This is a genomic window from Microbacterium sp. AG238 (genome assembly GCF_003610405.1).
Lineage (GTDB): Bacteria > Actinomycetota > Actinomycetes > Actinomycetales > Microbacteriaceae > Microbacterium.
The window spans coordinates 1,068,524-1,089,476 of record NZ_RAQC01000001.1; the positions used below are offsets into that span (position 1 = coordinate 1,068,524).

Annotated in this window: 23 protein-coding genes and 1 pseudogene; 11 read left to right on the plus strand and 13 right to left on the minus strand. The window is 70.8% G+C overall.

Going from position 1 to position 20,953, the window contains the following annotated elements; translation table 11 throughout:
* Window positions 1–35: 35 nt before the first annotated feature.
* The 11 genes and pseudogenes from DEU36_RS05060 to DEU36_RS05110 all read right to left on the minus strand — a co-directional run bounded on the left by DEU36_RS05060 (window position 36) and on the right by DEU36_RS05110 (window position 8,985).
* Entirely contained in the window at window positions 36–719 is a 684-nt protein-coding gene (locus DEU36_RS05060) for an NAD-dependent deacylase (protein ID WP_120263197.1), read from the minus strand.
* Window positions 720–721: 2 nt separating this feature from the next.
* Window positions 722–1,453, minus strand: a complete 732-nt coding sequence (locus tag DEU36_RS05065) for a sulfurtransferase (protein WP_120263198.1) — start codon at window positions 1,451–1,453, stop codon at window positions 722–724.
* Window positions 1,454–1,578: 125 nt separating this feature from the next.
* The gene (locus DEU36_RS05070; RefSeq protein WP_120263199.1) at window positions 1,579–2,427 is read right to left on the minus strand and encodes an aldo/keto reductase; all 849 of its coding nucleotides are present in this window, start codon (window positions 2,425–2,427) and stop codon (window positions 1,579–1,581) included.
* Between the two features lie 74 nt (window positions 2,428–2,501).
* Window positions 2,502–3,000, minus strand: a pseudogene (locus DEU36_RS05075) (GNAT family N-acetyltransferase).
* Window positions 3,001–3,045: 45 nt separating this feature from the next.
* Window positions 3,046–3,903, minus strand: a complete 858-nt coding sequence (locus DEU36_RS05080) for a siderophore-interacting protein (RefSeq protein ID WP_120263200.1) — start codon at window positions 3,901–3,903, stop codon at window positions 3,046–3,048.
* Window positions 3,900–4,733, minus strand: a complete 834-nt coding sequence (locus DEU36_RS05085) for an ABC transporter ATP-binding protein (RefSeq protein WP_120263201.1) — start codon at window positions 4,731–4,733, stop codon at window positions 3,900–3,902. The genes DEU36_RS05080 and DEU36_RS05085 overlap by 4 nt, the downstream gene beginning before the upstream one ends.
* Window positions 4,726–5,766, minus strand: coding sequence for an iron chelate uptake ABC transporter family permease subunit (locus tag DEU36_RS05090; RefSeq protein WP_259455223.1), 1,041 nt, complete (start codon window positions 5,764–5,766; stop codon window positions 4,726–4,728). The genes DEU36_RS05085 and DEU36_RS05090 overlap by 8 nt, the downstream gene beginning before the upstream one ends.
* A complete protein-coding gene (locus tag DEU36_RS05095; RefSeq protein WP_120263203.1) occupies window positions 5,763–6,764 on the minus strand; it encodes an iron ABC transporter permease in 1,002 nt (333 codons plus the stop codon). Before DEU36_RS05095 ends, DEU36_RS05090 begins: the two co-directional genes overlap by 4 nt.
* Window positions 6,761–7,693 carry an iron-siderophore ABC transporter substrate-binding protein gene (locus tag DEU36_RS05100; RefSeq protein ID WP_120263204.1) on the minus strand — a complete coding sequence of 311 codons (933 nt, stop codon included), beginning with the start codon at window positions 7,691–7,693 and terminating at the stop codon, window positions 6,761–6,763. The genes DEU36_RS05095 and DEU36_RS05100 overlap by 4 nt, the downstream gene beginning before the upstream one ends.
* Window positions 7,694–7,760: 67 nt before the next feature.
* A complete protein-coding gene (locus DEU36_RS05105) occupies window positions 7,761–8,408 on the minus strand; it encodes an SDR family oxidoreductase (RefSeq protein WP_120263205.1) in 648 nt (215 codons plus the stop codon).
* Window positions 8,409–8,475: 67 nt separating this feature from the next.
* On the minus strand, window positions 8,476–8,985 hold the full coding sequence (locus tag DEU36_RS05110) for a bifunctional nuclease family protein (protein WP_120263206.1): 510 nt from the start codon (window positions 8,983–8,985) through the stop codon (window positions 8,476–8,478).
* Between the two features lie 76 nt (window positions 8,986–9,061).
* On the opposite strand from DEU36_RS05110, the gene DEU36_RS05115 reads away from it, so the two are divergent.
* The 8 genes from DEU36_RS05115 (at window position 9,062) to DEU36_RS05150 (ending at window position 15,380) form a co-directional block, all read left to right on the plus strand.
* Complete coding sequence (locus tag DEU36_RS05115) at window positions 9,062–10,099, plus strand: LLM class flavin-dependent oxidoreductase (RefSeq protein ID WP_120263207.1); 1,038 nt, start codon at window positions 9,062–9,064, stop codon at window positions 10,097–10,099.
* The gene (locus DEU36_RS05120; RefSeq protein ID WP_120263208.1) at window positions 10,096–10,878 is read left to right on the plus strand and encodes an alpha/beta fold hydrolase; all 783 of its coding nucleotides are present in this window, start codon (window positions 10,096–10,098) and stop codon (window positions 10,876–10,878) included. Before DEU36_RS05115 ends, DEU36_RS05120 begins: the two co-directional genes overlap by 4 nt.
* 39 nt (window positions 10,879–10,917) lie before the next feature.
* Window positions 10,918–11,508, plus strand: a complete 591-nt coding sequence (locus tag DEU36_RS05125; RefSeq protein ID WP_259455224.1) for a GNAT family N-acetyltransferase — start codon at window positions 10,918–10,920, stop codon at window positions 11,506–11,508.
* 114 nt (window positions 11,509–11,622) lie between these two features.
* On the plus strand, window positions 11,623–12,420 hold the full coding sequence (locus tag DEU36_RS05130) for an alpha/beta fold hydrolase (RefSeq protein ID WP_120263209.1): 798 nt from the start codon (window positions 11,623–11,625) through the stop codon (window positions 12,418–12,420).
* Window positions 12,421–12,655: 235 nt separating this feature from the next.
* Entirely contained in the window at window positions 12,656–12,937 is a 282-nt protein-coding gene (locus DEU36_RS05135; protein ID WP_120263210.1) for a GlsB/YeaQ/YmgE family stress response membrane protein, read from the plus strand.
* Between the two features lie 171 nt (window positions 12,938–13,108).
* Window positions 13,109–14,059 (plus strand): aldo/keto reductase, encoded by a 951-nt coding sequence (locus DEU36_RS05140; RefSeq protein ID WP_120263211.1) that lies wholly within the window; start codon window positions 13,109–13,111, stop codon window positions 14,057–14,059.
* A 48-nt stretch (window positions 14,060–14,107) separates the two neighbouring features.
* Window positions 14,108–14,557, plus strand: coding sequence for a hypothetical protein (locus DEU36_RS05145; protein WP_120263212.1), 450 nt, complete (start codon window positions 14,108–14,110; stop codon window positions 14,555–14,557).
* A 196-nt stretch (window positions 14,558–14,753) separates the two neighbouring features.
* Window positions 14,754–15,380 carry a metalloregulator ArsR/SmtB family transcription factor gene (locus DEU36_RS05150; RefSeq protein WP_120263213.1) on the plus strand — a complete coding sequence of 209 codons (627 nt, stop codon included), beginning with the start codon at window positions 14,754–14,756 and terminating at the stop codon, window positions 15,378–15,380.
* A 29-nt stretch (window positions 15,381–15,409) separates the two neighbouring features.
* Here the strand turns inward: DEU36_RS05150 and DEU36_RS05155 are convergent, their stop codons facing one another.
* Window positions 15,410–15,976 (minus strand): TetR/AcrR family transcriptional regulator, encoded by a 567-nt coding sequence (locus tag DEU36_RS05155; RefSeq protein ID WP_120263214.1) that lies wholly within the window; start codon window positions 15,974–15,976, stop codon window positions 15,410–15,412.
* A 23-nt stretch (window positions 15,977–15,999) separates the two neighbouring features.
* Between DEU36_RS05155 and DEU36_RS05160 the strand changes: the two genes are divergently transcribed.
* Entirely contained in the window at window positions 16,000–17,175 is a 1,176-nt protein-coding gene (locus DEU36_RS05160; protein ID WP_183045297.1) for an MFS transporter, read from the plus strand.
* Window positions 17,176–17,226: 51 nt separating this feature from the next.
* Here the strand turns inward: DEU36_RS05160 and moaA are convergent, their stop codons facing one another.
* The gene (gene moaA, locus DEU36_RS05165; RefSeq protein ID WP_120263216.1) at window positions 17,227–18,237 is read right to left on the minus strand and encodes a GTP 3',8-cyclase MoaA; all 1,011 of its coding nucleotides are present in this window, start codon (window positions 18,235–18,237) and stop codon (window positions 17,227–17,229) included.
* Between the two features lie 196 nt (window positions 18,238–18,433).
* On the opposite strand from moaA, the gene DEU36_RS05170 reads away from it, so the two are divergent.
* Together DEU36_RS05170 and cydB are read left to right on the plus strand one after the other, a co-directional pair.
* Window positions 18,434–19,861 (plus strand): cytochrome ubiquinol oxidase subunit I, encoded by a 1,428-nt coding sequence (locus DEU36_RS05170; RefSeq protein WP_120263217.1) that lies wholly within the window; start codon window positions 18,434–18,436, stop codon window positions 19,859–19,861.
* A gap of 10 nt (window positions 19,862–19,871) precedes the next feature.
* Window positions 19,872–20,903, plus strand: a complete 1,032-nt coding sequence (gene cydB / locus DEU36_RS05175; RefSeq protein WP_120263218.1) for a cytochrome d ubiquinol oxidase subunit II — start codon at window positions 19,872–19,874, stop codon at window positions 20,901–20,903.
* The last annotated feature ends 50 nt before the right edge of the window (window positions 20,904–20,953 follow it).

Genomic DNA, 20,953 nt, shown 5'->3' on the forward strand with positions numbered 1-20,953 from the left:
GCTACCGCCCACCCCCGACGCGGCCGAGGCACGCCTCAGAAGCGGGCGACCCACTCGGGAACGGTCACTGTGGCCGGGCCGATCACGACGTCGTCGAAGAGGCGCACGTCTTCGTGGGCCTCGAGGTTCAGCAGTGCGGTGCGTGCACCCGCTTCAGCCGCCACCGCGACGAGGGATGCCGCGGGCGTGACCGCGCCCGATGTCCCGATCACCCAGAAGTGCTCGCACAGGGCCACCGCATCGAAGATGTCGTCGAGCCCGTAGACCGCTTCTCCGAACCACACCACGTCGGGGCGGAGCGCGCGAGCCCCGCACGCCGGACAGGGCGGCCGCCCGGCGAGGTCGCCGCGCCACGGCATCCGCTCTCCGCATGTCTCGCACAGCGCCGACCCCAGCTCGCCGTGGATGTGGCTGACGCGCCGCGACCCCGCGCGCTCGTGCAGGTCGTCGATGTTCTGCGTGACGACGAGCACGTCGCCCGGGCGCCGCGCTTCGAGGTCGGCGAGGGCGAGATGCGCGGCGTTCGGCGCGGCGACGGCCGCCGCACGGCGCCGCTCGTCGTAGAACGCGTGGACGAGGGCGGGGTCTGCCCGATAGCCCGCGGGAGTCGCGACGTCCTCGATGCGGTGGTCCTCCCAGAGCCCGTCGGCGGCGCGGAAAGTGCGGATACCGGACTCGGCCGAGATCCCGGCGCCGGTCAGGACGACGATCCGCGTCACGGTCAGCGCCGCGCAGACAGGTCGGGGGCGAGAGACTCGCGCTCGTCGAACACGAAGCACTCGCCGTTCCAGTGCGCGCCGCCCTCGCGCTCGAAGTAGCCGAGGATCCCGCCCTCGAGCTGGTAGGCGTCGACCCCCTCCTCGCGCAGGACGATCGCGGCCTTCTCGCAACGGATGCCGCCCGTGCAGAAGCTGACGACCGTCTTGCCGGCGAGCTGGTCGTGGTGCGCGGCGGCGGCATCCGGGAACTGCGTGAATCGCTCGATCCGCCAGTCGACGGCTCCCGCGAACGTGCCGTAGTCGACCTCGAACGCATTGCGGGTGTCGAGCAGCACGACCTCGCGTCCGGAGTCGTCGTGGCCCTGGTCGAGCCAGCGCCGCAGGTCGCCGGGGGTCACGCTCGGCGCACGTTCGTCCGCCGGACGGATCGTGGGGCGGTCCATGCGGATGATCTCGCGCTTGACCTTCACGAGCATCCGGCCGAACGGCTGCCCGTCGGACCAGCTCTCCTTGGCGGTCAGCGCCGCGAAGCGCGCATCGGCGCGGAGGTCGTCGAGGAACTCGCGCACCGTGCTCTCGGCCCCGGCGAGGAACAGGTTGACGCCCTCCTCGGCCAGCAGGATCGTGCCCTTCAGCCCCGCGCCCTCGGCGCGCTCGCGCAACACGTCGCGAAGCGCGGCGGGATCGGCGATGTGCGTGAAGAGGTACGCCGAGACGTTGAGAACGGATGCCACGCCTCCAGCCTACGAAACCCGCGGCCGCACGCGGATCGGGCGCAGTTCCCGGCATCCGCCGCAGAATCATCTGCGCGCGTATCCGCGAACTGCGCCCGAAGCCGAACCCCGATCGGGGTCGTCGGTCAGTTCACCTCGGAGGGGTGCGCGCTCACGCGGCCCGAGCCGTCGCCCGGGTCGAGCGCCGAGATCGCGTCGACCTGCGCCGTCGTGAGCTCGAAGTCGAACAGCGAGGCGTTCTCGACCATGCGCTCACGGCTGACGGTCTTGGGGAACACGATGAATCCGCGCTGCAGGTGCCAGCGCAGCACGACCTGAGCCGGGCTCTTCCCGTGAGCGGCGGCCGCCTCGGCGACGGGCTCGGCGCCGAACAGGTCGTACTTGCCCTGACCCAGGGGCCCCCACGACTCGATGCGGACACCCTTGTCGGTCGCCCAGTCGACGACATCCTTCTGCTGATACGCCGGGTGCAGCTCGATCTGGTTCACCGCGGGGAGCACGCCGGTCTCGGCGTAGATCTTCTCGAGGTGCTCGACGAGGTGGTTCGAGACGCCGATCGAGCGGGCGTGACCCGCGTCGCGCAGCTCGACGAGCTTCTGCCACGCGTTGACGTAGTTGCCGTTGGCCGGGGCCGGCCAGTGCACGAGGTACAGGTCGACGTAGTCGAGGCCGAGCTTCTCGAGGCTCTCCGACAGGGCCTTGCGGGGCTCGTCGCCGCCCTGACGGTCGTTCCACAGCTTGGTCGTGATGAACAGCTCGTCACGCGGGATGCCGCTGGCGGCGATCGCGCGGCCGACACCCTCTTCGTTGCCGTAGATCGCGGCGGTGTCGATGTGGCGGTAGCCCGCATCGAAGGCCTCGGAGACGAGCCGCTCGGTCTCCGCCGGGTCGACCTTGAAGACGCCGTAGCCGAGCTGCGGGATCTCGAAGCCGGAGTTGAGGGACACGTTCGGAACGTGGATCTGATCTGCCATGGCTCCACCCTACGAGCGCGCACCGGCCGCGTCGTCGGGATTGACGCGGGGCGTCCCGAGAGGCAAGGCGGTGGTCAGCCGCCGAGCGCGTGCAGGGCGTCGCCCGTGAGGCGCTGCGTCGTCCACTCCGCCATCGGCTCGGCGCCGATCGAGCGGTAGAACGCGATCGAGGGGGCGTTCCAATCGAGAACGGTCCACTCGAGCCGCGAATAGCCGCGTTCGACGCAGACCTCGGCGAGCGACGCGATCAGCGCCTTGCCGTATCCGGTGCCCCGTTGCGACTCGTCGACGAAGAGGTCTTCGAGCCAGATGCCGTGGCGGCCCGTCCAGGTCGAGTAGGTCAGGAACCAGATCGCGATGCCCACGATCGCCCCCCTCGCGCTCGACCACGTGACAGAACGCGCGGGGCTCCGCTCCGAACAGCGTCTCGCGCAGCATCTCGGCCGTGTTGTCGACGGCATCCGGCTCGCGTTCGTAGACGGCGAGGGCGTGGATGCAGGCGAGGATGCCGGTCTCGTCACCGGGCCGGGCGGCGCGCAGCACAGCGCCGCCGGGGAGGTCGCGGGGGGTCATCCCGTCAGCGTATCGAGCGTGCGGTGCGCTCCGCGCCGCACGCCGTCAGCCGACGAGGGGGCCGCCGTACCGCCAGTATCCGAGGAACGAGATGCGATCCTTCGCGATGCCGACGTCGTTCGTGAGGAACCGGCGGATGCCGGTGACAACGCCCGACTCGCCCGCGAGCCACACCCCGAACCCCGGGTCGGCGGCCGCCGCGGCGCCGTGCTCCGCGGCCCACGACCGCACGGCCGTGGCGAGGGCGTCGTCACCGGCGCGATGCTCGACGCGGGTCACGAGCGCGCGATCGGCGAGCACGTCGGAAACGAGGTCATCGGCGGGGTCGGCCGCACCGACGATCACGTGCGGCCGCGTCGCCTGCGGCAGCGCGGAGACGATGTTCCGCAGGGCGGGGAACGCCGTCTCATCGCCGACGAGGAGGAACCGGGTCGCCTCGCCCGGCGTCCAATGGATGCCGTATCCCGTCCATTCCATTCGCACGTCGGGCCCCGTGATGACGAGCGGGTCGCCGGGCCGTGCGGCCAGAGCCCACGCGGAGGCGGGGCCCACGGGCTCGTGCAGGAAGAAGTCGACGTCGATCTCTCGTTCGGCGACGCGGATCGCCGACGGCGTATAGGTGCGCAGCACGTTGCGGTCGTTCTCGTCGAGCGCCTTCCACCGGGCGTACCAGTCGGAGGGATGCGGGGTGGGCTCATCGAGCAGGCCGAACTCCGCGAGCCCGGGGTGCGGACGGCCCGGCAAGGGCAGCACGATCTTGATCCGCTGGTCGAGCCCCCACGGCGCGAAGTTCGCCAGAGCCTCGCCGCGAAGGGTGATGCGGACGAAGCCGGGGCTGAGGCGGGCCACGCCGGCGACCTCGACGACGAAGGCGCTGTACGCCCAGGGCCGCTCGGCGCTCACGCTGACTCCTCCCCCGCGCCCGCCCCGGACCGACGCGCGCGGAGCGGGACGACGAGCGGTCCGCCGGTGACGGGATCGTCGACGACCACGTTGGCGAGCCCGAAGACCTCCTGCACCCGCTCACTCGTGATCACCTCGGTCGGCGGACCCTCGGCGAGGATGCGCCCGTCGCGCATCGCCACGATGCGACTCGCGTACCGAGCGGCGTGGTTCAGGTCGTGCAGCACGGCGACGATCGTACGGCCCCGCTCGTTGAGCTCGGCGAAGAGCTCCATCAGCTCGACCTGGTGGGCCACGTCGAGGAAGGTCGTCGGCTCGTCGAGCAGCAGCAGGCCCGTCTGCTGGGCGAGCACCATCGCGACCCAGACCCGCTGCCGCTGGCCTCCCGAGAGCGCCTCGACGGGTCGTGATGCGAGCGGCATCGTCCCCGTCGCGACAAGCGCCTCGTCGACGGCCGAGTCGTCGTCGGCCGACCACTGCCGGAAGAGGTTCTGGTGCGGATAGCGCCCGCGTCCGACCAGTTCGCGCACGGTGATGCCTTCCGGGGCGACCGCCGACTGCGGCAGCAGCCCGAGCCGTCGGGCGACCTCCTTGGCGGGCAGCTCGGAGATCGCCCGGCCGTCGAGCACGACGGTCCCGGCGCTCGGTGCGAGCAGACGTGACAGGCCGCGCAGGAGCGTCGACTTGCCGCAGGCGTTGGGACCGATGATGACCGTGAACGACCCAGGCTCGATCCGCACCGACAGATCGCGGACGATCTCGGCGCCGTCGTAGGCGAGGGTCACGGACTCGGCGGCGAGCGATGTCGCCGATGGGAACGGGTCAGGCACGGCGGCGGACCTCCAGCACGATCATGAGGACGAGGTAGGCGCCGCCGAGCGAGACGGTGACGACGCCGACGGGAAGCGGCGCGGGCAGCACGTGCTGCGCGATGAGGTCGGAGGCGATCAGCAGCACGGCGCCGACGAGCGCGGAGAGCCCGAGCGACAGGTGCGGCGTGCGTGCGATCAGGCGGCCCACCTGCGGAGCCGCCAGCGCGACGAAGGCGATCGGGCCGCCAACGGTCGTCGCGGCCGCGACCAGCACGACCCCGACCAGCAGCGCGAGAGTGCGCACGAGGTGCGGTCGTGCGCCCGTCGCCGCGGCGAGGTCGTCACCGAGCTCGAGCTGCCGCAGCCGCGGCACGAGCGCGAACGACGCGACGACCAAGGGGGCCGCGCACGCGAGCGCGCCGGCCACCGCCGGTGCCGTCACCCCGTTGAGACTTCCCGCACCCCAGGCCGACGCGAACATCGCGGTCTCGAGCTCGATCTGCAGCAGCATCCAGGTGTTGAGCGATGCGAGCATCGCCGAGACCCCGATGCCGACGACGATCAGGCGGAACCCCTGCAGCCCGCCGCGCCAGGCCAGCGCCCAGATGACGACGGCGGTGGCGAGGGCACCGATCAGCGAGCCGCCCACGAGCACCGGCCAGCTCGACGACACCAGGACGAGGGCGGCGAGCATCCCGGTGAAGGCTCCGCTCGACAGCCCCAGGATGTCGGGGCTCGCGAGCGGGTTGCGGGTGACGGTCTGGAACAGCGCGCCCGCGATCCCGAGGATCGCACCCACACCGAGCGCTCCGAGCGCACGAGGCAGCCGCCACTCGCGGACGACGGTCTCGACGAGCGCGTCGTCGCCGGCCCCCACCAGCGCCGCGACCACATCGCCGGGAGCAACCGGGAAGGTGCCGGCGCCGAGTGCGACGACCAGCAGCACCGCAGCGACGACGAGGGCACCCGCTCCGACGACGACGCTGCGCAGACGCACGGGCACATGCACGGCACCGGCCTGCAGCCGCAGCATCCGCGGCCCGCCGCTCACAGGGCGCTCGCCCGACGTCGACGCGCGAGCGCGATGAGGATGGGAGCCCCGACGAACGCCGTGACGATGCCGACCGGCAGTTCAGCGGGGGCGATGAGCACCCGCCCGACGACATCCGCGGCGAGCACGACGATGGGTGCGAGCAGCGCGCTGACGACGAGGATCATCCGGTGATCGGCGCCGAACAGCCAGCGCGCGATGTGCGGCACCATGAGCCCGACGAACGAGATCGGTCCCGCGAGTGCCGTCGCGGCACCCGCGAGGAGGGTGACGGTGACGATGACGCCGATCCGGATGCCGGCGAGGTTCGCGCCCTGCGCACGAGCGACGTCGTCGCCGAGCGCGACGGCGTTGAGACCGGCGCCGAGCACGAGCGCCAGAACGACTCCGACGGCGATGAAGGGCGCGACCGGCACGATCGTGTCCCACCCGCGACCCAGCAGCGACCCCGCGTTCCAGCTGCGCATCGCGTCGAACGCTTCGGGATCACTGAGCACGATGCCCGTCGTGATGCCCGACAGCACAGCGCCGAGGGCGACGCCCGCGAGCGTGAGCCGGATCGGGCCGGCCGCCCCGCGCCCGCCCGAGCCGATCACGTACACCGCGAGGGTGACGGCGAGCGCGCCGACGAACGCGAACCACACCGCACCCGACGTCGCCCGGACACCGAGCACCGACATCCCGAGCGCGACCGCCAGTGCGGCCCCGGCGTTGACGCCGAGGATGCCGGGATCGGCGAGCGGGTTGCGGGTGAAGGCCTGCATCAACGCCCCGGCGACGCCCAGGGCGGAGCCTGCGAGGAGTCCCACGACCGTCCGCGGAACACGGAGCTCGGTCACGACGAACGTCGCCTCGGGCGACCCATCGCCGCGCAGCACCCCGATGACGGTGCCCGGCGACAGCGGATTCGCCCCGACGGCGAGGGACGCCGCGACGACGAGCACCAGGGCCAGGGCGATCGCGGCACCCGCCGCGGCGCGTCCGGCTCTCGAGCTCACCGCCCGTCGAGGAAGCGCTCGATGTCGCCGAGCACGCTCTGCGCTCCGCGCGGACCGACGCCGGCCACCCAGGTGCTCGTGTCGACGAGGGTCACCGACGGGAAGGCATCCGCGTTCTGGGTGATCGCCGCGGGCACCGCCGACGCGTCGGTCGTGTCGGAGGCCGTGACGAAGACCGCGTCGGCACGCGCGTCGAGGATGTTCTCGGGAGAGATGTCGGCCTGCAGCCCGTCGGCCCAGTCGTGCTCGGGCGTGGTGTATCCGACGCATTCGAGGAGGCTGCCCGCGAACGAGACGGGTCCGTAGAGGCTGAGCGTCGTCTCGTCGCGGGGGCGGATGACCTGCGCCGTCTTGCCGTCGAGGTCGTGGGCAGAACCGATCTCAGCGCAGCGGTCGTCGACGGCGGTGATCTGCGCGGCGACCTCGTCCTCGCGTCCGAGCGCCTCACCGATCAGCTCGGCGTTGTCGCGCCATGGGTCGGCCTGCGTCGCGATGAAGACGGTGGGTGCGATCGCGGAGAGCTGGTCGTAGAGCTTCGAATGGCGCGCCTCGGTTCCGAGGATGAGGTCAGGCTTCAGCGCGGCGATCGCCTCGAGGTCGGGCTCGGGCACCGTTCCGACGGGTTCGACGCCGTCAACGCCCAGGTAAGCCGGGATCCCGGCGACGTTGCTGGCGACCGCGGCCCCCACCGGCGTGATGCCGACGGAGACCGCGGTGTCGAGCTCGAGCGGCTCGAGGGTCACCACGCGCTGGGGCTGCTCGGGCACCTCCGTGACGCCGCGAGCGTGCTCGACGGTACGCGGGGCGGCACTGGCCTCGGGGGCGGCGTCGGCAGCGGATGGCTGCGCGGCGCAGCCGGCGACGACGAGGGCCGCGGCGGCCGAGATGGCGGCGGCGCTCAGGGCGCGCCGGACAGGACGAGACAGCATGTGGGGCCTTCCCTCGGGTCGATCTCGCGGCGGGCGCGATGAGGCAAGGCAACCCTAACAAAAACCGTCAGTCGGCTGCGAGCGCCGCTTCGATCGGGGTGTCTCCACCGGTGAACTCGATCATCCGGCCGACGGTCGCGGGCTCGGCGAGGACCGCGGCGATGACCGCCGCGACATCGCCGCGCGGCACGGACTCCTCGCCCGAGCCACCCACCGTGATCTTGCCGGTCGGCTCGTCGAGCGTCAGGCCGCTGGGCGCGACGATCGTCCAGTCCAGTCCGCTCTCGCGCAGGTGCGCATCGGCCTCGGCCTTGGCCTGCGCGTAGGCGTAGAACGAGTCGTCCTCGGGCACGCCGTGATCGAGCCCGGCACCGAAGTAGGACACCATCACGTAGCGACGAACGCCGGCGGCGGCCGCCGCATCGATCGAACGGATGGCGGCGTCACGGTCGACCGCCCAGGTGCGGGCGGCATCCCCTCCCCCGGCTCCTGCAGACCAGACGATCGCATCGTTGCCGCTGAACAGGTTGGTCATCTGGTCCACGTCGAACGACTCGACGTCGGCGACGAGCGGCGTGACGCCGGTCTCGGCGACATCCCCCTCGTGGTCGCGGTTGCGGATGACGGCGGTGACCGTCTCGCCGCGCTCGGCGAGGATCGGCTCCAGTCGCAGCGCGACCTTGCCGTGGCCTCCGATGATCAGGATGCGGGACATGGGTGTTCCTTTCGTCGGGGGTGATGGATCGAGGATGCGGCTGCGCCGGCTCGGTCGGACCGGTCGGTCAGCCGCGGAAGTCGTCGGGATCGATGTCGTCGAGGAACTCGCGGAACTCCGCCACGCGCTGCTCCGCGGCCTCGGGCGTCTCGGCTCCTTCGGGAGCCTCGCTGACCGTGTCGGGGATCCCCGCCTCGGCCAGCACGTCGTCGGCGACGAAGATCGGCGCCCCGGCACGCGAGGCGAGGGCGATCGCGTCGGAGGGCCGGGCGTCGACGACCCGCGAACCGGTGAGTGCGGTCACCGTGACCTCGGCGTAGAACGTGCCGTCGTCGATGCGGGTGACCTCCACGCGATCGACCGTGGCGTCTGTCGCGTCGAGCAGCCGGATCATGAGGTCGTGCGCGAGGGGACGCGGCGGCGACACCCCCTCGACCGCGACGAGGATGGACGTCGCCTCCTGCGAGCCGATCCACACCGGCAGGATCCGGTCCGACAGCGCATCGACGGGCTTCAGCAGGATCACGTGCTGCTGGGCGGGATCGAGTGCGACCCCGAGAACGCGGACCTGGACCATGACACCTCCCGGGGTCGGTTTCGCCCAGCCTATGCACGAGGGAATGCGAACGGGGCCGCCGACGTTGCGGCTTGACATGCAGCGTTTCGGCACTCTCTCGTTCGGTCACTACGGTCCGCTGGGCGGCGGTCGCGAGCTCACCGCCGGCGATTCGCTGCGACAGGCGATCGACCTCGCGCAGGGCATGGACGATCTCGGCGCCGTCGGCGCATACTTCCGGGTGCACCACTTCGCGCGACAGCAGGCGTCTCCGATGCCGCTGCTCGCCGCGATCGCCGCGACGACGAAGAACATCGAGATCGGCACCGGCGTCATCGACATGCGCTACGAGAACCCGCTCTACCTCGCCGAGGAGGCGGCGGCCGTCGACCTCATCTCCGACGGACGACTCGCGCTCGGCGTGAGCCGTGGGTCACCCGAGACCGTCGTCCGCGGTTACGAGGCGTTCGGGTACACCGGCTCGGCGGATCCCCGCGGCGCCGACATCGCACGCGAGCACTTCGACACCTTCCTCCGCGCAATCGAGGGCGAGGGGCTCGCCGAGCGCGACCCGAACAGCCCCTTCGGCGGCGGCAGCGGGAAGCAGCGGGTCGAGCCCCACTCCCCCGGACTCCGCTCGCGGATCTGGTGGGGTGCCGGCAACACCGACTCCGCCGAGTGGGCGGGTCGCATGGGGGTGAACCTGATGTCGTCGACGCTCCTCACCCAGGCCGACGGCACGCCGTTCGACATCCTCCAGGCCCAGCAGCTCGATGCCTTCCGCGCCGCGTGGCGCGAAGCCGGGCATCCGGGTGAGCCCCGCACGTCGGTCAGCCGGTCGGTCTTCCCCATCACGACCGCCGAGGACGAGCTGTACTTCGGCGGCAGCAACGAGCAGGACGGCATCGGCTACATCGACGGCATGCGCTCGACGTTCGGCAAGACGTACGCCGCGACGCCCGACGTGCTCGTCGAGCAGCTGCTGCAGGATGCCGCGGTCATGAGCGCCGACACCCTGATGCTGACGATCCCCTCGCAGCTCGGCGTCGAGTTCAACCTGCGCATCGTCGAGTCGTTCGCGAAGTATGTCGCGCCGGCGCTCGGCTGGAAGAGCGAGGCGCTGCAGCCGCGATGATCGCGGCGGAGCGTGGCTCGGGAATCCCGCTCATCGCGGTGCACGGGTTCGGCGTCGATCACCGCATCCTCCTTCCCCTGGAGGAATGGGCGGCCGACCGCCCGTGGCGACGCGTCTACCTCGATCTCCCGTGGGCGGAGGGCACGACCGATCAGGGTCTCAGTACGCCTCGAGAGGTCGCCGACGCTGTCCGCGACGAGGTCGAAGCGATCGCCGCAGGCGGCCCGTTCGCCATCGTCGGCAACTCGTTCGGCGCGATGGTCGCACGTCACGTGGCGCATGAGCTCCGGTCTCAGTGCCGCGGGCTGGCGACTCTCGCCGGCGTGTTCGAGCTCGACCACGACAAGCGGCGACTGCCCCCGCGCGAGATCGTTGTGGCGAACGAGTCCGTGCTCTCCCGAGCGGGTTCGTTCCGGGACGACTTCGCGGAGATGGCGGTGCTGCAGACCCCCGAAGCGCTGGCCGCGTTCGAGAGGTTCGCGCTGCCCGGCATCCAGGGGTCCGACGCGGATGTCCTCGACCGGATCGCCTCGTCGTACTCGGCTGGATACGCCCCCGAACGCACCGACGTCCCGTTCACAGCGCCGAGCCTGCACGTCTTCGGGCGTCAGGACCACGTCGTCGGTTTCGAGGATGGACTCGGCGTCGCCGACCACTACGTCCGGGGGACCTTCGTCGTCCTCGATGGCGCCGGCCACAACGTGCATCTGGAGCGCCCCGATGCCGTGGCCTCGCTCGTCCGCGACTGGCTCCTGCGAGCGGAACAGCACGCCCTCTGACCTCGGTCGGCCCAGCCTCGGTCGATTAGCGTGGATCGCGTGCACGATGAAGACACCCCCGACCACCCGGCATCCGACGCCGCCCGTTCGCGCGGCACCATCACGCTGGTCCGCATCGACCCGGCGGGAGCCGACCGCGAGGAACTGATCGCGTTCATGACCGGCGAGGTGTTCCCGTTCCACGTCGGCACCCGGCCGACGCGCGAGCAGGTCGAGGACGGCATCGCCGACGGTCGGTACCGCGACGACGACAACGACTCGTTCTGGATCGACCACGTCGAGCACGGTCGCATCGGCTTCTTCCGTCTCGAGGAGATCAGCGACGGCGCACCGCTGTTCGACCTGCGCCTCGCCTCGCCCTGGCGCGGACGCGGCCTCGCCAAGGAGGTCGTGAAGACGGCGGCCGACCACGTGTTCACGACGATGCCCGAGGTCGACCGCTTCGAGGGGCAGACCCGCGAAGACAACCGCGCGATGCGACGCGTCTTCGAGGCCTGCGGCTGGGTGCAAGAGGCGTACTACCGGGAGGGATGGCCCGTCGAGGGGGCGGAGCCGCTGGGGTCGGTGGCGTACAGCATCCTCCGTCGCGACTGGGAGACCGGCGAGGTCACGCCGCTGCGCTGGTCGTAGCTCGCGCCGAGAACGCACCCTCGCGCCGAGAACGCACCGTCCGGGGTGCGTTCTCGCGGGGATGGTGCGTGCTCGCGGGTCGACCGGCCGGGCGCGGCATCCGAGAATGGACGGATGATGCAACGCCGGCGCACGATGATCGAGCGTGACGGTGTCTCGCTCGCGGTGACCGAGGCGGGCGGGTCGGGGCCTGCTGTCCTGCTGCTGCACGGGCTGGCGGGCAGCTCGCGCGAGCTCATGCCGACCGCCGAGGCACTCGCCGACCGCCACCGGGTGCTGCTGCTCGACCAGCGCGGCCACGGCTTCAGCACGCGACGGCCCGACGATCTCTCGCGCGATGCGTTCGTAGCGGATGCCGTCGCCGTGATCGAGCGGCTCGCGCCCGGCGAGCGAGTGGCCCTGGTCGGTCAGTCGATGGGCGCGCACACCGCGTTCCTCGCCGCAAGCCACCGCCCCGACCTGGTCAGCCGGCTCGTGATGCTGGAGGCGCACCCGGCGGGGAGCGCCGATCCACAGGATGCCGCCGACCTCGGCGCCTTCTTCGCCTCGTGGCCGATCCCGTTCGCCGACGCTGCCGCCGCCCGGTCGTTCCTCGGCGACTCGCCGCTCACCGAGGCCTGGGTCGCCGACCTCGAGCAGACAGCGTCGGGGTTGCGACCCCGCTTCGACGCCGACGTCATGCAGGCCGTGATCACCGCGGTCCACGAGCCACGATGGGCGGAGTGGGAGAACCTCGCGGCGCTGACCACCGCCGTCTTCGCCCACCGCGGCATGTTCTCCCCCGATCAGCAGGCCGAGCTCGCCGCTCGGCGCCCGGGCACCCGCATCCTGCCCCTCCCCGACGGCAGTCACGACGCCCACCTCGACGCGTTCGCAGCCTGGGTCCGCGCGCTGCGCGAGTCCCTCGCCTGAGGCACCCCTCGCCTGAGGCACCCCTCCCGAGCACGCACCCTCACCGCGAACGGGCACCATACAGGGTGCGTTCTCGCCACGACGGTGCGCGCTCGCGGCACATACGGACCCGGAAGGGTACAACCACGCCGGGCGTGGGCGGAAGGTCGACGGGCTTCCGCCGGAACGGCCATAGCCTGTCGTCCGCCCCGGGTGCCCGACCGGCACCTGTTCCCGCAAAGAAAGAAGAAGCACCATGCTCTGGACGATCCTCGGCCTCATCCTCGTCGGACTGATCGCCGGCTTCATCGCGCGCGCCGTCATCCCCGGCAAGCAGAACATCGGCATCCTGATGACGATCGTGCTCGGCATCGTCGGCTCGTTCGTCGGCGGATTCCTCGGATTCCTCATCTTCAACCACAGCCCCGAGGGTGGCTTCCTGCAGCCGTCGGGCATCATCGGCTCGATCATCGGCGCCATCATCGTGCTCGGCATCTACGTCGCGTTCTCGCGCCGCGGCTCGACCCGCACGCGCTGACACACCTGCGCACGCGCATCGCGCCAACTCCTCAGATCCGGCCGGTCCCGCCTCTCGCGGGGACTCGGCACAGCACCGCGGGTCGGAATCTGAGGAGTTGGCGCGTCGTCGTCCGGCCGTCTGGACCGCACGAGCCGGAATACCGACACCGGCCCGGGCCTTGAACTCATCATGAGCACGATCGGCAACAGCGACCTCTCCGTCTTCCCCCTCGCCCTCGGCGGCAACGTCTTCGGCTGGACCGCCGACCGCGACGCGTCGTTCGCGATTCTCGACGCCTTCGTCGAGGGCGGCGGCAACTTCGTCGACACCGCCGACTCGTACAGCGCCTGGGTCCCCGGCCACACCGGCGGTGAGAGCGAGACCATCATCGGCGAGTGGCTCGCTGCACGCAGCCGCCCCGAGGTCGTCGTGGCGACCAAGGTCAGCCAGCATCCCGACTTCCGCGGCCTGTCGGCATCGAACGTCCGTGCCGCGGCCGAAGCCTCACTGAAGCGCCTGGGCGTCGACGCGATCGACCTCTACTACGCCCACTTCGACGACGCGGAGACCCCGCTCGACGAGACCGTCGGCGCGTTCGGGCAGCTCGTCGCCGACGGCCTCGTCCGCCACATCGCCGTGTCGAACTACACCGCCGAGCGCATCGAGGAGTGGCTGCGCATCGCCGACGAGACCGGCGTCGCCCGGCCCGTCGCCATCCAGCCGCACTACAACCTCGTGCACCGCAACGACGTCGAAGAGACGATCGTGCCGATCGCCGAGCGCGAGAATCTCAGCCTCGTTCCCTACTTCGCCCTCGCCAAGGGCTTCCTGACCGGCAAGTACCGGTCGACGGATGCCTCCGGGCACGACTCCCCGCGCGCCGAGGGGGCAGCCGTCTACGCGACGCCGCAGGGCCTGCAGATCATCGACACGCTCGAGCGCATCGGTTCCGCGCACGATGTCTCTATCGCATCGACGGCACTCGCCTGGCTGCGCTCGCAGCCGACGGTGGTCGCACCGATCGCGAGCGCTTCGCGCCTGGAGCAGGTGCAGGGCCTCCTCGACGGCGGACGCGTCGAGCTCACCGCCGACGAGGTCGCCGAGCTCACGCGCGTGTCGACCTGGACGCCGGAGGCCTGATCGGGGGCATCCTCGGCGGGCCTGTTCCCGCAGGCTAGGGTTCGGATCGTGGGGTGGTCGGTGCTCGGTCTGATGACGAGCATCGCCGTGCTCGCGCCGAATGCGCTGCTGATCGCCTGGCCGCCACGAGGCCCGGCGCCCGATGCTCGGGTGCCGGTGCCGCTGGCCTGGCTGGAACGCGCCGGACAGGCTCTCTGCCTCGTCGTCCCCGCCATGACCGAACCGGGCGGCATCCGACCGTGGTGGGCGCTTCCGACGGCCGTGGCACTCGCGACGTACTACGGGCTGTGGATCCGTTTCCTCCGGGCCGGGCGATGTCAGGCGATGCTCTACGCGTCCCTGCTCCGGATACCGGTGCCGATGGCGGTGACTCCCGTCGTGGCGTTCCTGGCCGGTGCCGTCTGGCTCGACAACCCGTGGATGGCCGGCTCGGCACTCGTCTTGGCTGCCGGCCACATCCCTGTCGCGCTGGCCGCTCGTCGTTCGCTCGTCGCGTGACGCTGACCATGGCCGGACACGACACGCGACGCCCGGCTCGGAGAATCACGCGAACCTCGGAGCCCTGAGGCCGCAGGCTCCGAGGTTCGCCGTTTCCTCCGAGGTTCGCCCACCGAAGCGCTCGACCGCGCGAGCAAACCGACAAATTTCACGGTGTGGTAAGACCACAGCGTGTTTTCCGTGTTTAATGAGTCCTATGAGCACCGCGACAGTCGGATACAGCGCCATCTCGAGCTACTCCCGCGTCGAGATCCTGCACCTCATCCAGGAGCAGCCCCGCCGGACGATCCTCGAGCTGCAGGAGGCGACCGACCTGCACCCGAACACCATCCGCGAGCACCTCGCACGCCTGATCTCCGATGGCTTCATCGTGGCGGAGAAGGAACACCGCACCACCCGCGGCCGCCCCCGCGTGCTCTACAGCGCCGCCGACGGCGACGCCACCCGCAGCGCGATCCAGCGCCGCAAGGTGCGGGATGCCGCGCAGCGCGGCGACCTCATGCGCCGCGTCCTCACCCTCGACGTCCCCGACGTGCTCGAGACCCGCGCCCTGCACCAGATCGACGCCCTCGTCGAAGAGCTCGAGGACGAGGGCTTCGACCCGATCATCGACGACACCGCGCTGACGGTCGACCTCACCCCGTGCGCGCACGCGACGGCGCAGGCCGACCACCGCGAAGTGCTGTGCAGCGTCCACCTCAGCCTGCTGCAGGGCGTGCTCACCGAGGCGGGCGGCCCCCTCGCCGTCGACGGCATGCGCTCCTCGTGCGACCCGTCGGTGTGCATCATCCAGCTGCTTCACGCCGCCACCACGCACGACTGATCCCGAGCAGGCCGGGCGCGGGCCCGCCGTCAGCGCCGAGAGGCCGCGATCAGCATCGCCGCCGTCGAGCGCGCCAGATCGGTGTCGTGGCCTCGCTCACGCAACCGCATCGCCAGGTCGCCGCTGACGACGAGAAGCAGTCGCTCCGCGAGCTCGCCCGCGTCGGCGCCCGCGATCGGCCGGGCGAGCTCGGTCAGTCGGGTGCGCATGCCGACGGTGTCGGCGCGGACGGCGGATGCCACCTCCGGCGGCGGATCGGCGTACTCCGCGGCCGCGCCGAGGAACGCGCACCAGCGCGATCCGCGCGGCTCGTCGCGAAACGCCGTCAGCGCGTCGAACACCGCCAGCAGTCGCCCCTCGTCGTCGTCGCTGCGCGCGATCGCGGCGTCCCATGTCTCGAGCCAGGCCCGCTGCCGGCGTTCGAGGGCTGCGGCGAGCACCGCTTCCTTGGTGGCGAATCCGCGGTAGAGCGTCGCCGCCGAGACCCCGGCACGGGCGATCACGGCGTCGATCGGGGTCGCGGCGATGCCTCGCGTGAAGAAGAGGTCCTCGGCGGCGTCGAGGATGCGTTCCTCCGTGCGCGGCCGCATTCCCATGCCAGCACTCTATGCTCGGGAGAGTGAAACGATCGTTTTCGTTTTGGCGATGGGGGCTCGTCGCCTCGGGAGTCGCGCTCATCGCGGCGACCTACGGCCTCGTCCGCCTCGCCTTCGGACTTCATCTGCCCGACATGAGCGCCGACCTCGGTGTCGACACCGCCGCGGCCGGTCTCGTCTCGGCTGCAGGGTCGATCGTCTACGCCCTCGCCGCATGCGTCGGCTTCCTCACCGCCGAGCGCCACCCCCGCGTGCTCGTCGTCGCGGCGACCCTCACGGCGAGCGGCGGGGCCGTCGGGATCGCGGCAGCAACGGATGCCGCAGTCTTCGCCCCCGCGGCGGCGATCGCCTCTGCCGGCGCAGGGCTCGCCTCGCCCGCGCTCGTGCGACTGGTCGCACGTTCGTTCGCCGATCGCGCGTCGAGCACGCCCCAAGCCGTCGTGAACGCGGGAACCGGCCCCGGCCTGGTCATCGCCGGCGCCATCGCCCTGGCACTCACCCCCGACTGGCGGCTGTGCTGGCTGATCGCGGCGGGAGCCACAGCCGTCGCCGGGATCGCCGTCCTCGCTGCCGATCGCCCGCCGAGGGGCCCATCGGAGGACGAGCGGACGGGCCGGGCCGCGCTCGTTCCGCCGCGAGCATGGTGGGCGGCGCATCGCCCCGCGATCGCGGCATCCGTCCTCCTCGGAATCGGCGCGGCGGCGATCTGGAACTACGGCCGCACCATCCTGGTCGATGCCGGCGGAGCGCCGACGCAATCGGTGCTCGCCTGGATCGTGCTCGGATGCGGCGGCGCCGCCGTCATCGTCACGTCGCGACCTGTCGCGGGCCTGCAGCCCCGGGCGCTCTGGTTGGTCGGCGCCGTCCTCATCGCCGGCGCGACCCTCGCCCTCGGCGCAGCTCCGACCCGCACGGTCCTCGCACTCGGCGCGTGCGCCGTGTTCGGGTGGGCCTACGTCACGGCCTCGGGAGCCCTCATCGGGTGGACGACCCAGATCGACGCCGGGCACGCGGCGGCCGGCACGGCCCTGCTCTTCGTGACGTTCATGGTCGGGCAGGCGATCGGCGCCGCAGCCCTCGGCGCCCTGCTCCCCGTCGCTGGGCCGGCGATCGTCTTCGCCGCAGCCGCCGCGATCGCCGTGGCTGGAGGCGCCAGCCTGACCGCACCCGGGAGCCGCCGCGAGGTCGTCGACGCCTGACCGTGACGATCGCGACGACCCAGGGGTCGCCTTTCCCCCGGTGGTTGCCGGTCAGCCGCCGATGGCGTTCATCCCCCGAGCGGGCTGGAGGAACCCGGGATCGTCGATCGCGTGACCGGCCTTCTTGCCCGCGATGCAGTTGCGCAGCACCCGATCGATCCGCTCGGCCCGCGCCCCCGGCGACATCTCGGAGCGCAGGACCGGGAGCAGGTCGTACTCGTCGATCGAGAACAGGCAATTGCGCAGCTGGCCGTCGGCCGTCAGCCGCATCCGATCGCACGCACCGCAGAACGGCGCCGTCACCGACGCGATGACCCCGACGGTGTGCGGGCCGCCGTCGAGCCGCCACCGTTCGGCAGGCGCACCGCCCCGTCCCGGGACGGGGTCGAGGCTCCAGCGCGCCGACAGCGCCTCGAGGATCTCTTCACGAGTGACCATGCTCGACCGGTCCCAGGTGTGGCCGGCATCCAAGGGCATCTGCTCGATGAACCTCATCTGGGCGTCGTGCGCGACGGCGAAGGCCACGAGGTCGGCCAGCTCGTCGTCGTTGACGCCGCGCATCGCGACGGCGTTGATCTTCAGCGGTCGCAGCCCCGACGCCTGGGCGGCCCGCACACCGTCGAGCACATCGTCGAGTCGGTCGCGACGGGTGAGCGCACGGAAGCGTTCGCGGTCGAGGGTGTCGAGCGAGATGTTCAGGCGCGCGAGGCCCGCCGCGACGAGGTCGGGAAGCACCTCGGGCAGCCGGATGCCGTTCGTGGTCATCGCGATCTCGATCGGGCCGTCGGGCGACTCGATCGCCGCGAGTCGCCGCACGATCTCGACGAGGTCGGTGCGCAGCAGCGGCTCACCGCCGGTGAGGCGGAAGGTCGTGATACCCGCCGCGGCGGCGACCGTGGCGATCTCGACGATCTCGTCGAGGGTCAGGATGCTCTGGCGGGCGAGCCATTCGTTGCCCTGCTCGGGCATGCAGTAGGTGCACCGCAACGAGCAGCGGTCGGTCAGCGAGATGCGCAGGTCGCGGTGGACCCGGGCGAATCTGTCGACGAGCGGCTCCCCCATGGGTCGAGCGTAAGCGGCCGAAGCGCACCCGAGGGTCGCTTGTCGCGAATCGCCACCGCCCGGTGTGGTCTGACAGCGCCTTGATAAGTGGTCAGACCACGCGTAGCATTATTCCCGGCCGCCCCTGAGACCGGGGAAAACCACACTCGATACCTTCAGCCTGTCGAAACCTTCGCCTCCCGAAAGGCACCCGCCGATGGACTTCCTCGATCCGCTCCTGCTGGCCCGCTGGCAGTTCGGTCTGACGACGCTGTACCACTACCTCTTCGTGCCGCTGACCCTCGGGATGGCTCTCGTCGTGGCGATCTTCCAGTCGGTGTGGCACCGCACGGGTAACGTGAAGTGGCTGCACCTGACCCGCCTCTTCGGCAAGATCTTCCTGATCAACTTCGCCATGGGCGTCGTGACCGGAATCGTGCAGGAGTTCCAGTTCGGCATGAACTGGTCGGCATACTCCCGCTTCGTCGGTGACATCTTCGGTGCTCCGCTGGCTTTCGAGGGCCTCCTCGCCTTCTTCTTCGAGGCGACCTTCATCGGCCTGTGGATCTTCGGGTGGGACAAGCTGCCGAAGGCGCTCCACCTGTTCTCGATCTGGATGGTCGTGCTCGGCTCGACCCTCTCGGCCTACTTCATCCTCGCGGCCAACGCCTTCATGCAGAACCCCGTGGGCTACCAGATGGCCGCCGACGGCGGACGGGCGGAACTCATCGATTTCGGCGCCGTCCTCACCAACCCGATCGTGCTGGCCGCTTTCCCGCACACGATCTTCGCCGCCTGGATGTTCGCCGCCGCCGTCGTCATCGCGGTCGCGGCCTGGCACCTCTCCCGCGCACAGCACATCGAGACGATGCGCCCCGCGCTGCGGTTCGGCATGTGGGGCATGATCGTGTCGTTCATCGGCGTCGCGCTCTCGGGCGATCAGCTGAGCCTCGTGATGGTCGCGACCCAGCCGATGAAGATGGCCGCCGCCGAAGCGATGTTCAACAGCGCGTGCGGAGCAGACGCATCCTTCTCGATCTTCTCCATCGGAACCCCCGACGGCACCGAAGAGATCTGGTCGCTGCGCGTGCCGTACCTGCTGTCCTTCCTCTCGACGCACAGCTTCGACGGCTGCGTCGAAGGCCTCAACGATCTGCAGGCGCAGTACACCGAGACCTTCGGGGCCGGCGTCGACTACCGCCCCATCGTGTGGGTCACCTATTGGTCGTTCCGCTGGATGATCGGCCTCGGCGGCGTCGCCACCCTCATCTCGGTCGCGGGCCTCTGGCTGACCCGCAAGAAGGCCCAGCGCCCCGTCGCCCGCTGGATGTGGAAGGTCGCGATCTGGTCGGCTCCGCTCCCCCTCCTCGGCAGCCTCGTCGGCTGGGTGTTCACCGAGATGGGCCGCCAGCCCTGGATCGTTTTCAGCCTCATGCTCACCGAGGACGGCGTCTCACCCAACGTCCCCGGATGGACCGTGCTCATCTCGCTGATCGCCTTCACCGCGGTCTACGCCTCGCTCGCGGTCGTCGAGTTCGGGCTCATCCGCAAGGCCGCGCAGAAGGGGCCCGACCCGCTGCCCGAGCCGGGCTCGCCCGAGGCCGAAGACCCTGCGGCCTCCCACACCCAGACCACCGTCTACTGAGGAGCACCACATGGATCTCGCATACGTCTGGTTCTTCATCGTCGGAGTGCTCTTCGTCGGATACTTCGTCCTCGACGGTTTCGACTTCGGCGTCGGGATGTCGTTGCCCTTCCTCGGCAAGGACAACGTCTCGCGTCGCCAGATCATCAACACCATCGGCCCGGTCTGGGACCTCAACGAGACCTGGGTGATCGTGGCAGGCGCCTGCCTGTTCGCGGCGTTCCCGGAGTGGTACGCGACCCTCTTCAGCGGGTTCTACCTGCCGCTGCTGCTGATCCTCATCGCCCTGATCCTGCGCGGCGTCTCGTTCGAGTACCGCCACCAGCGCGACGACGCCACCTGGCGCAAGCGCTTCGACCTCATGATCGTGGTCGGCTCGGCGCTCCCCGCCTTCCTCTGGGGTGTCGCGGTCGCCAACATCGTGCAGGGTGTGCCGATCGACGCCGATAAGGAGTTCACGGGCACCCTGTTCACGCTGTTGAACCCCTACGGCTTGCTCGGCGGCGTCGTGACGCTGTTGCTGTTCTTCACCCACGGCGTGTACTTCGTCGCGCTCAAGACCGACGGCGATGTCCGCGCGCAGGCCCGACGGCTCGCAACGAAGTCGGGACTGCTGACGCTCGTCGCCGCCGCCGTCTTCCTCGCCTGGACCGTCCTGTCGGCGATGCAGGCGCAGGCGCCGCTCCTGCCGCTCGTGTTCGTCACCGCCGCCGTGGCCGCCGTCATGCTGATCGGCGCCATCCTCGCCAATGCCCGGGGCCGCGAGGGGTGGGCCTTCGCGGGAGGCGCCGGCACCGTGATGTTCGCCGTGCTGACCCTGTGGCTGTCGCTCTTCCCGAACGTGATGCCGTCCTCGACCGACCCGGCGTGGAACCTGACGATCGAGAATGCCTCGTCGACCGACTACACGCTCACGATCATGACGTGGGCGGCCGTGATCTTCCTGCCCCTCGTGCTCCTGTACCAGGGCTGGACCTACTGGGTCTTCCGCAAGCGCGTCACGCGCGCACGGATCGAAGAGGCCGAGCTCGTCACCCACTGACCGAGCGACGGGATGCCTCGGATCCGCGCGATCGCACCGGGCCCGAGGCA